The following is an 11,332-nucleotide window of genomic DNA, read 5'->3' on the forward strand; positions in this document are numbered from 1 at the left end:
CTTGAGAATAAAAAGAGTGAAAACTTAAATTTTACATTAAATTTTAAAACTTTACGGCTATTTTACATGAATTTAACTAAACTATTCTGAAATGATGATATGATTTTGCTTGAAGAAAAAAATACATTTGGAGGTTTTAGTATTCATGAAAAATAAAATGAAAACAATTACGCAATCACAGAAAATGATGATATTTGTTCTATCTATGTCTTTATATGGATTGGCAACGTTACTAACAGAGCTTATTCCTAAGTTCCAAGTGGGAATTGTAGAATTCTCAGTAGAATACTTCTTATTTATTCCTTTAGTGTTAGCCATGTTATTTGATCCACTTTCAGCAGCATTAGGTGCAGCCACAGGGGAAATTGTATTTAGTGAAATTATGTTAGGACAATTTGGTGGGGTTGGTGAGTTAGAAAAGTTCTTGACTTTAACTATTGGAATTTATATTGCAGGAAGAATGGTAAAAGACCCTCTTAATAGAAAGATGGTAGGGATTGCAGCATTAACAGGTGTTATTGTTCAACAAGCTATGGGATGTGCAGTAGATATCTTAAAAGTTCAATTTGCCATCGAAAGCTTTGAAGCGGTAGCAGGATTACCTGAAAGTGTATTCTTCACAGAAGGTTTTGCCTTTTTAAATGATGTGCTTTTCTCAGGGATTTTATTCTGTTTCCTTCCAACACTTTACTTAGTACCTAGACTTTACAGAAAAATTGAACCACTTTTAGGGATGAAACCTAGAGATAAAAATACTGTTTTAGGTGGAGATAAAGTATTCAGTGTTAAAGTAGTTATTTTAAGTATAGTGGGATTTGTTGGGGCAGTATTATTTGAATTTATGTCAGAAGTAGGTATTAACTTTATTGATTGGGAAGCTGAGTGGGCAGAAAGTATGGGTGCAGTGGGAATAAGTATGCTCACAGCTCTTATTGTAGCATTACTCGTATTTAACTTTATGAAAAAAAGAGCAGCAATGAATCAGACAGAACAAGGAAGTGGACAGATTGATTAAGATTGAAAACTTGACTTTTACGTATCCAGGGGCTGAAGCGCCTATACTTAAGAATATCTCTTTGGAAGTAGAAAAGGGAGATTTCTTAGCTATTATAGGGAGCAATGGATGTGGGAAGTCAACATTATGTAAGACATTCAATGGAGTTATTCCTCATTTTATAGTAGGGGACTTTGAAGGAACTGTAGAAGTTGCAGGATTAAATACTCTCAATGAAGAGATAGGTCAATTATCCCAAAATGTAGGATATGTCTATCAAGATTTTGAAAATCAAATCGTAAGACCAACGGTATTAGATGATGCTTCTTTTGCTTGTTTAAACTATGCAATGGAAGATTACGAGCTAAGAGCAAAACGTGCACTTAAGCTGATTGGTTTAGATGACAAGGAACAAGACTATGTGTGGCAACTTTCAGGAGGACAAAAGCATTTATTAGCATTAGCAAGTGTGATGGCACTTCAACCAGAGGTTATTGTATTAGATGAACCTATTGCTCAACTAGACCCTAAGCATGCCCAGCAAACTTATGAAGTGCTTAAGTACCTGAACCAAGTTCATAATAAAACAATTATTGTTATTGAGCATCATACGGAGTTTATTGCTGAGTACTGTCAAAACGTTATGATGATGAATAAGGGAGAGGTTGTTTGGAAGTTACCAACACGAGAAGCTTTAACACGTGTAGAGGAGCTAGAAGCATGTGATATCTTCCCACCTCAAATCACATTAGCAGCTAAAAAGCTTAGGGAAGAAGGCTTAGTGACATCAAGCGGACTTTTGCCAACAACAGTAGAAGAAGGTAATGACTTTTTTGAACAGCTAAAAGGGAAAAGTTTTAGTAATCAAGTAGAAGAGATAAAAGAGGATAAAGGGGAAACCATTATTTCACTTCAAAATGTATCTGTAGATTATAGAGCAATTAAAGGGGAGAAACCTCGTATCTTATCTCAGTTTTCACTAGATATAAAAAGAGGGGAAAAGATTGCTTTAATAGGTTCTAATGGAGCAGGAAAATCTACACTTATGAAACTGATGACAGGATTGTTAAAACCTACGGAAGGGGAGGTGTTTGTATATGGGCAGTCTACTAAAAAGACCACCCCAGAAGCACTATTCCAAAAGGTATCCCTTGTCTATCAAAATCCAGAAGAAATGTTCATCAAAGACTCTATAGAACAAGACATTGCTTATTCTATGAAGGTAAGAAAGATACCGGCCTATGAAGAACGTACCGAAGAGTTAATGCGTTTATTCAATCTCAATGAACTAAGGGAAAGAGATGGGCGTTTGTTATCTGGTGGGCAAATGAGAAGAGCTTCTTTGGCTGTTGGGATTGCACTTAATCCATCTGTACTCTTATTAGATGAACCAACAGCAAATCTAGATATTGCAACACGTAAAGAGATTATGAGAACTTTAGAACGACTAAAAGATGTGGTAGAAACAGCAATCATTGCAACCCATGATATGCAGCTTGTATCTGAATGGGCAGATAGAATCATTGTACTTTCAAGAGGGCAAATTATGATGGATGGACCACGCGAAGAAGTATTTGAGAATAGTTACATATGCAATAAGGTAGGGATTGTACCACCAGAAATCTATCGAATGGGTAAGGAACTTGATCCTAAGGCATCTTGTTTCACAGTAGAAGAGTTTGTAAAGGGGGTTAATTATGGCCAAGTTAGCTGAGAGTATTGTAGATAAGGTTTCAATAGATTACTTACGTAATCAAGTATACAAAAATGCTTATGGAAATGATGATACACCTATTGCACTATTAGACCCAAGAACATTACTTGTATGGTACCTTTTCTTTGGGGTGGTACCTTGGTTTATTGATAACGTTTATATGTTATTAGGCTTATTCTTATTTGTAGCTGTTACAACAAAACTTGCGAAGATAGCACCATTGGTACTTTTTCTATTTTGTGTAGGGATATTTACACAATCAGGGTATTTACTGTTTGTATCCCTATTCTTTGGAGGTAACATGAGTACAGTTGTTCCGCTTCTTGTACTTACCTTAAAGGTAGCAGTTGTATCACTGGCATCGATTACGGTATTTTCAGGGTTGGATCCTGATAAGTTATCTAATGGGCTTTTATATTTTGGATGCCCAGATCAACTTTCATTTAGTATTTCTTTTGCGTATCGTATATTACCAATTTTAATGGAGCAGTTCCAAAATATCTTATTATCTTATAGATTAAGAGGGATGGCACCAGATAAAACAGGTTTTAAAGGAAAAGTTAAGTACTTGATTTATCAAGTAAAAATTATTATTTTAGCGTTTTATCCACTTATGCTAAATACTGCTAAATGTTCAAGAACAACTGTAGAAGCATTGGAAGTAAAAGGGTATCGCTATGCGACAAGTAATCCAAGAGTTAAAAAAATGAAGCTTTCTGTACTTAAGTTTACACAAAGAGATGTAGCATTTGCAGGTATTTCAATTTTTTATGTAATAAGTATTACTTTTATCGCACTGGGAATAGGAGCATAAGACATGAGAATAGACTTTCATACACACGTAAAACTAGCTAAAAAGTTACCTTTCGCATCGAAGTATACGGATTGGCTTTTCGGAGAGGCAAAACAAAATGGTTTAGATGCAATCTGTATTACGGAGCACTTCAATACCTTAGGCTTTGAAGAAGTATATAACTATATTCGAGAAAATTATCCGCAAGAAGGGGACACATTTATTATAAATGGGCTTAGGATCTTTCCGGGTATGGAGATAGATATACAAGAAGGAGGCCATATATTAGCTCTAGGGAAAATAGAGGATATTATAGCCTTCAATAGGGCATTAGAGCATTATAAGTCAAAGGAAAACTTTCTTCCATTTGAAGAATTATTAGAGCAAGCAAAAGGGTTTAATGTGTACTTAGGGGGGGCGCATCCTTATAGAGAAGGAGGAGCCATTCCAACCTTGCCTGAGCATTTATTAAAACAACTTTACTTTTTAGATTTGAATGGTAAAGATTATGCTGGAAAAGGTGAACAGGCAAGACGAGAGCTTAGTGAATTAGCAACGAGATTGAATCTTCCAATGGTAGGAGGAAGCGATACCCATCAAGCCTTTCAATATGGATGTATTTATACAGCCTTTGAGGAAATGCCTATAACAGTAGAAGAACTCATTGGACTGGTACAATTACAAAATCATAGCATACATGCACATCAAGAGGTGAGCTTTAAAGTAGAATCAGCTGCTACGTTAAAGAAGGCACTAAAAGAAATTCATGCATTAGGTGGAGATTATGTAAAAGTACTCGTAGGTGAGTAAAAGTGATGGGTTAAATATTTGTAAATTTATATTTAAAAATATTAAAATAGATATAATTTGACTTTGGATAATCAAAGTCTTATACTAAGGTAGTTACTTCATGAGGGAGTAGTTGGCTTATAATATAAGTGGCAAGTTCAACATGATGGCTGTTATGTAGCCTGGCTTGTCTTAAATAACAAGACTCATGTATGGTTTATCCATACATGAGTCTTTTTTAGTCTAGAACGAAGGAGGTATAAAGAGCATCTCTCTAGGAGTATACACAAGAAGTTACTGCAACATATAAACAACTAAAAGAGGAGAAATAATTATGAAAAAGATTAAAGAGATCAAGATAACGTTCCAACTAGTGTTTATTTTTTCTTTAATTATTACTATGATGTTGGCAATATGGTTACTTTCCATGAATAATATGAGAAAGATTAGCGACGCTGCAGGGGAGATGTATTATGATAATACGCAGGGGATTGTACATATTCAAGAATTAGCAAAAATCCAGTTAGAAATGCGTGACCATGTACAAAAGCTTATGCTTACTACAGATAAGCATACTAAAGAAAAACTTTTAGATGAAATAGAAAATATAAAAAGAAATAGTGAAATAGCTGTAGAGGGTTATAGACAAGGGGCACATCGTGAAGAAGATAAGGCACAATTTGAAGCTATATTAGAAGAGCTAAATAAATATAGAAATAGTAGAGATGAAGTTATTGAAGCAATAAAACAAGGGGATGAGAAGAAGGTTACAAGTTTGCTTCCTCAATATGAGGCAGCATTAGCAAAAAATATAGCTGAAATTGATAAAATGGTTGAATTAAATGTTCAATGGGCAGCAGAGTCTGTTGCCACTAATCAACAAATTTATCAAAAATCTGTACAGGTAACGATTATGATTTTAGTAGTAGCAATAGCTACATCTATACTATTCTCAGTATTAATGATCATAAGTATAAAAACTTCTCTCCGTAAAATTATGGAGATGTCAGAACGATTAGCCGAATATAATCTTACTCAGACAATAGAAGTGAAAACAAATAATGAATTTGGATTGATAGGCAAATCCTTAAATAATGCCCAAGAAAATATGAAACAATTAATTATGACAGTCAAAAATGGAATGTCTGATATAGGTGCAGGAAGTGAAGAATTGTCTGCAGCAACTGAGGAAATGACAGCTCAGTTCCAAGAAGTTAATAGTTCTACCAACGAAATTAAGGCAATGACGGAAAGAACAAATGATGCTACACAACAAATAGCCCAGTCTATAGAAGAAGTCAATTCAAGTATAGGCATCTTAGCAGACAAAGCTATGGAAGGAAATATAAATTCAGAGCAAATTAAAAATAGAGCAGTACAAATCAAAGAAGATATTAAAGCAGTAACTGAACGTACCATAAGCTTATATGATAATGTAGAAAAAGAAATACTAGAAGCTGCCCAAAAAGGTAAAGTGGTAAGTGAAATAGTAAATATGGCTGAAACAATAGAAAATATTGCAGCTCAAACGAATCTTCTTGCTTTAAATGCAGCAATTGAAGCGGCAAGAGCAGGAGAACACGGAAGAGGATTTGCTGTTGTTGCAGAAGAAGTAAGAACACTCGCAGAGGCATCTAAAGAAGCTGTACAGAAGGTTAAAGTAACTATAGAGGAAGTACAGGGTGCATTTGGTCTTATGGAAGAAAGTAGTAGTAACTTACTTAAGTTTATGAATGATGAAATAAAAGAAGAATTCTATAACTTTGTTAAAATAGGTAATCAATATGAACAAGATGGTGTGTTTATGAATGCCATGAGTGAAGATGTAGCGGCAATGAGTCAAGAGATTACAGCAATCGTATCACAAGTGAGCGAAGGTATACAAAATGTTGCTAATATGGCTCAAACATCTTCAGAAGGCATAACAACTGTTAGAGATAATAGCAATGAAGCAGTACAAGTTATAGAGCAAATTGCTGAGACAGCACAAGAACAAGCTGGATTAGTACAAGAAGTACAAGGTATTATATCAAGATTTCAAGTTTAGAGAACAATGAGAAAGCAGCTACCTTTATGAGGTAGCTGTTTTTTAAATAGCAGCTACATAAATTTTTCAAGAATACCATATAGAATGATAGAATAAAGAAAGATCGTAATGAAAATATAGGAGGTAGGTACATGGCACAGCAATATACTAGAAAAGTAATACGTGATGCATTTGTTCAGATGCTGAATGAACGTCCTTTAAATAAGATTACAGTGAAGGACATTGTTACAGTATGTGAAATCAACCGAAATACCTTTTATTACTATTATCCAGATCTATATGCTTTATTAGAAGAGCTATTTCAGACAGAGTTTCAAAAGGTGAGGGAAGAATATAATGCTTCTCTATCCTGGGAAGAGAGCTTCCTCGTTGCAACCCATTTTGCGCTTCAAAATAAAAAAGCTATCTATCATGTCTATAATTCCCTTCAAAAAGAAGAACTAGAAAAATACTTATATAATGTAGCAGAAAATGTCATGAGTCGTTATGTAGAAGAGATGAGCCGCGATATACCAGCAGCGGATAGTGACAAGCGTCTGATTGTAACCTTTTATCAAAGCGCGCTAACAGAAATGCTACTCCACTGGATTGGCTCAGGGATGAAAGAGGACCCAGAAAAGGTGATTCATAGAATTGGTTTACTCTTTGATGGCAATATTGCTTTATCTCTTCAAAGAAGTGCAAGCTTAAAAGATAAGTGGTAGAAAAAGATACAGACAAAAGTTATCAAGTGCCTAAAATTTCATCAAATTAAAAGTGGTGTTCGAAGTTTGAACATCGCTCTTTTGTTGTCTGTTGTGACCGAATACATAAATTGATAAAGTTAATTTATAAGCGAAATAGATGAATTAACAAATAATAGATAAGAAGTTTAGGGAGGAATGTTTATGTATTATGGTAGTGGTAATTATGAAGCTTTTGCACGTCCTTTAAAACCAGAAGGTGTTGATAATAAATCAGCCTATCTTATTGGGTCAGGTCTTGGTGCACTAGCAGCAGCTTGTTACTTAGTACGTGATGGTCAAATGAAAGGTGAACGTATTCATATCTTAGAAAAAGACCCTATTCCAGGTGGTGCATGTGATGGCTATGAATATCAAAATCTAGGTTACGTTATGCGTGGTGGACGTGAAATGGATAACCACTTTGAATGTATGTGGGATTTAATGCGTTCTATCCCATCTATTGAAACAGAGGGCGTTAGTGTTTTAGATGAATATTACTGGCTTAACAAAAAGGATCCTAACTACTCATTAATGCGTGCAACCATTAATTGTGGTGAAGATGCACATACAGATGGTAAATTTGGTTTATCAGATAAAGGTGCTATGGAGATTATGAAATTATTCTTCACACCAGATGAAGCCCTTTACAACAGACGTATTGATGAATTATTTAGCGAAGAGGTACTCAACTCTAACTTCTGGTTATATTGGCGTACAATGTTTGCTTTTGAAAATTGGCATAGTGCATTAGAAATGAAACTTTATATTAAACGTTTCATTCACCATATTGGTGGATTACCAGACTTTAAGGCACTTAGATTTACAAAATACAATCAATATGAATCAATGATTTTACCAATGGTAAAATACCTTGAATCACACAATGTTCAATTCCACTATGAAACAGAAGTAATCAATGTAGAATTTGATATCAGACCAAGCAAAAAAGTAGCTAAACGTATTATCTTCGTACATGATGGTGCAGAAGATGCCATTGATTTAAGCGAAGATGACTTAGTCTTTATTACGAATGGTAGTTGTACAGAGTGTTCAACACTTGGAGACCACCATACTCCAGCACCATTTAACTATGAAATCAAACCAGGTAAATGTTGGGATATGTGGCGTAAGATAGCAGCCCAAGACCCTTCATTTGGTCATCCAGATAAATTCTGTACAACACCAGATTTAACAAACTGGATGTCAGCTACAGTGACAACACTAGATGATAAGATTCCTCCATACGTTCAAAAGATTTGTCAACGTGATCCATTTAGTGGAAAAGTCGTTACAGGAGGTATTGTTACAGCTAAAGACTCTAACTGGTTACTTAGCTGGACATTCAACCGTCAACCACAATTCCGTACACAACCAAAAGGTCAGTTAGTAGGCTGGATCTATGGATTATTCAGTGATAAACCAGGTAACTTTGTAAAGAAAACGATGAAAGAATGTACAGGTAAAGAAATCTGTATGGAATGGTTATACCACATGGGTGTACCAGTAGATCAAATTGAAGATTTAGCAGAAAATAGCTCAAATTGTATTCCTTGTATGATGCCTTACATCACATCATTCTTCATGCCACGTGAAGCAGGAGATAGACCAGATGTAGTACCACAAGGTGCTGTAAACTTTGCTTTCCTTGGACAATTTGCAGAAACAGAACGTGATACAATCTTTACAACAGAATACTCTATGCGTACAGGTATGGAAGCAGTATACACATTACTTAATGTAGATCGTGCTGTTCCAGAGGTATGGGGAAGCGTGTATGATGTACGTGCACTTTTAAATTCAACAGTACAGTTAAGAGATGGCAAGAAGGTAACTGAAATGAATTTAGGCCTTAAAGAAAAAATGGTTATGAAAGATGTGCTTAAGAAAATTCATGGTTCAGATATTGAAAAATTACTCAAAGAATATAATCTAATCTAGAACGAGAAGGGCAAGGTGAAAAATACACCTTGCTCTTTTTAGAGTGTAAGAAGGTTACCTTTTTGAAAATGTGAAAAGTAAAGTTGAGGTAGTGTATTTCTTGAAAGCATTGGAATGAGTGGTTTTTTTGCGAAAGTGAGATGATGAGGAAGTGTATTTGTTATAAGTAAGATGAATAGATATAAGGTGAAATAAATGAAAATATAAATTCTTTAAAAAGAATATTCAGAATTAAAAGATGTAAACTAATGACAATAGATATATAGATAAATACATATAAAAGCTTAAAATTAATGATTTTATAATAAATGTATTTACATGTGTTGAAAAAATAGTTATGATTAACAAGAAAGATAATGAAGTTTAAAGGGTTAAATAAATCATTTGGGTTAAAAATTAAGAAATTTAATAGCTTAGAATCTACTATTAATGACTGGAGATGATAACATGAATAATGTGTTAAACAAGATGGTATTACCAATAGAGGTATTAGAATTATTAAGTGAACAGTCAAATCTTATTGTACCTAGAAATAGAGAACACTTACTAGAACTAGCATTAGGGGAAAAAGATAATAAAATATTTGAAGTCGCATACCATGTTCCAGAGATGGGCCAAGTTGTAGAAGCGGAAGTTGTAAAATGTAAAAATGGTGTGGCAGTTAACTATAAAGAAATGTATATGAGACGACGTGACCCTCACTGTATGGTCATAGCAGACCATAAACCAACAGATAAACCACGCTATAAAGAAAAATATGGGGAAGAATTTGATAGAACAAGGGAACTTACCTTTGAATGGTTAGGTAGCCAAGAATTAATGGTTGTACCATTTATGGCAGGGGGCCATGAACGAGGCTATGAAGCAATACTTATTGCACCTAAAAATGCAGGATTCTTTGCAGCAGCTTTAGGAGACCTTCAAGGATTAGTACCTGCAGATGAGGTAAGAGATGGGTTTAAACCAAGATCTATTGTATACTTAGCACCTCCTTTTAGACATACACACTTTGATGGGAAACAAGTCGTTGTGCATAATAGATTAGAGGGTGTACATGAAGTATTCTCCTATAACTTATATCCAGGTCCAAGTGCTAAAAAGGGAATGTATAGTGTATTACTGGATATTGGTGAAGAAGAGTCATGGGTAACCTTACATGCTTCAACCGTTAAAGTGATTACACCATACGAAAATGTATTAACCATCATGCATGAAGGTGCAAGTGGTGGTGGTAAAAGTGAAATGGCAGAGTACATTCACAAAGATGCAGAAGGGCATATTTTACTTGCTCGTAACACCGTTACAAGAGATAAAACTTATATTGACCTTAATGCAAATTGTGAACTTCAACCTGTAACAGATGATATGGCAATGTGCCATCCAAGTGTGCAAGGGGATAGTAAGAAGCTTGTGGTAGCAGATGGTGAAGAAGGCTGGTTCCTTCGTATGAATCATATTACAGAATATGGTACAGATCCACATTATGAGAAAATGTGCATTCATCCAAAACAACCACTTATTTTCTTAAACATGCATGCAACGCCAGATTCAACATGCTTAATCTGGGAACATACTCTAGACGAAGAAACGGGTAAACCTTGTCCGAACCCACGTGTAATTATGCCTAGAAGTTATGTGCCAAATATTATTAATGAACCTGTAGAAGTAGATATTAGAAGCTTTGGGGTAAGAGCTCCTATTTGTACAAAAGAAGAGCCAAGCTATGGTATCATGGGGATGTTCCATATCCTTCCTCCAGCACTTGCATGGTTATGGAGATTAGTTGCACCAAGGGGACATGCTAATCCAAGTATCCTAGATAGTGAAGGTATGGTAAGTGAAGGGGTAGGATCTTACTGGCCATTTGCTACAGGTAAAAAAGTAGACCAAGCAAACTTATTATTAGAACAAATTATGAGAACACCAAGTACAAGATACATCCTTATACCAAATCAAAATATTGGGGCTTATGAAGTAGGGTTCATGTCTCAATGGATTGCTAGAGAATACTTAGCAAGAAGGGGTAGTGTGAAGTTTAGAACAGAGCAATTAGAAGCATCTAGATGTCCACTATTAGGTTACTCCTTAGCAAATCTTAAAGTTGATGGTATGGATTTACCAAAAGTACTACTTAGAACACATTTACAACCTGAAGTAGGAACTGAAGGTTATGACAAAGGGGCGACTATCCTAAATGATTTCTTTAAAGAAGAACTCAAGAAGTACTTATCTCCAGAACTTCATCCATTAGGTAGACAAATTATAGAGTGCTGTTTAAATGACGGAACGTTAGATGATTATATTGAGTTAATGCCAATCAGATTGTAATAGA

At 35.0% G+C, this 11,332-nt stretch carries 8 protein-coding genes; all 8 read left to right on the forward strand.

Translation table 11 applies throughout. The annotated features are described in order from the left end of the window. Positions 1–145 precede the first annotated feature (145 nt). The 8 genes from BN2390_RS03285 to BN2390_RS03320 all read left to right on the forward strand — a co-directional run bounded on the left by BN2390_RS03285 (position 146) and on the right by BN2390_RS03320 (position 11,328). Positions 146–1,015: a DUF8171 family membrane protein gene (locus BN2390_RS03285; RefSeq protein WP_053982921.1), complete on the forward strand. Its 870-nt coding sequence runs from the start codon at positions 146–148 to the stop codon at positions 1,013–1,015. Then, positions 999–2,708, forward strand: a complete 1,710-nt coding sequence (locus tag BN2390_RS03290; RefSeq protein ID WP_053982922.1) for an ABC transporter ATP-binding protein — start codon at positions 999–1,001, stop codon at positions 2,706–2,708. Before BN2390_RS03285 ends, BN2390_RS03290 begins: the two co-directional genes overlap by 17 nt. Beyond that, positions 2,692–3,522, forward strand: coding sequence for an energy-coupling factor transporter transmembrane component T family protein (locus BN2390_RS03295; RefSeq protein ID WP_053982923.1), 831 nt, complete (start codon positions 2,692–2,694; stop codon positions 3,520–3,522). The genes BN2390_RS03290 and BN2390_RS03295 overlap by 17 nt, the downstream gene beginning before the upstream one ends. Positions 3,523–3,525: 3 nt before the next feature. Continuing rightward, positions 3,526–4,311: a PHP domain-containing protein gene (locus BN2390_RS03300; RefSeq protein WP_053982924.1), complete on the forward strand. Its 786-nt coding sequence runs from the start codon at positions 3,526–3,528 to the stop codon at positions 4,309–4,311. A 313-nt stretch (positions 4,312–4,624) separates the two neighbouring features. After that, positions 4,625–6,337 carry a methyl-accepting chemotaxis protein gene (locus tag BN2390_RS03305; RefSeq protein WP_053982925.1) on the forward strand — a complete coding sequence of 571 codons (1,713 nt, stop codon included), beginning with the start codon at positions 4,625–4,627 and terminating at the stop codon, positions 6,335–6,337. A 131-nt stretch (positions 6,338–6,468) separates the two neighbouring features. Then, positions 6,469–7,041, forward strand: a complete 573-nt coding sequence (locus BN2390_RS03310) for a TetR-like C-terminal domain-containing protein (RefSeq protein WP_053982926.1) — start codon at positions 6,469–6,471, stop codon at positions 7,039–7,041. Between the two features lie 183 nt (positions 7,042–7,224). After that, the gene (locus BN2390_RS03315) at positions 7,225–9,000 is read left to right on the forward strand and encodes an oleate hydratase (protein WP_053982927.1); all 1,776 of its coding nucleotides are present in this window, start codon (positions 7,225–7,227) and stop codon (positions 8,998–9,000) included. A gap of 447 nt (positions 9,001–9,447) precedes the next feature. Continuing rightward, entirely contained in the window at positions 9,448–11,328 is a 1,881-nt protein-coding gene (locus tag BN2390_RS03320; RefSeq protein WP_082238560.1) for a DUF4914 family protein, read from the forward strand. Positions 11,329–11,332: the final 4 nt, after the last annotated feature.

Origin of the sequence: Niameybacter massiliensis (assembly GCF_001282685.1) — a bacterium.
Lineage (GTDB): Bacteria > Bacillota > Clostridia > Lachnospirales > Cellulosilyticaceae > Holtiella > Holtiella tumoricola.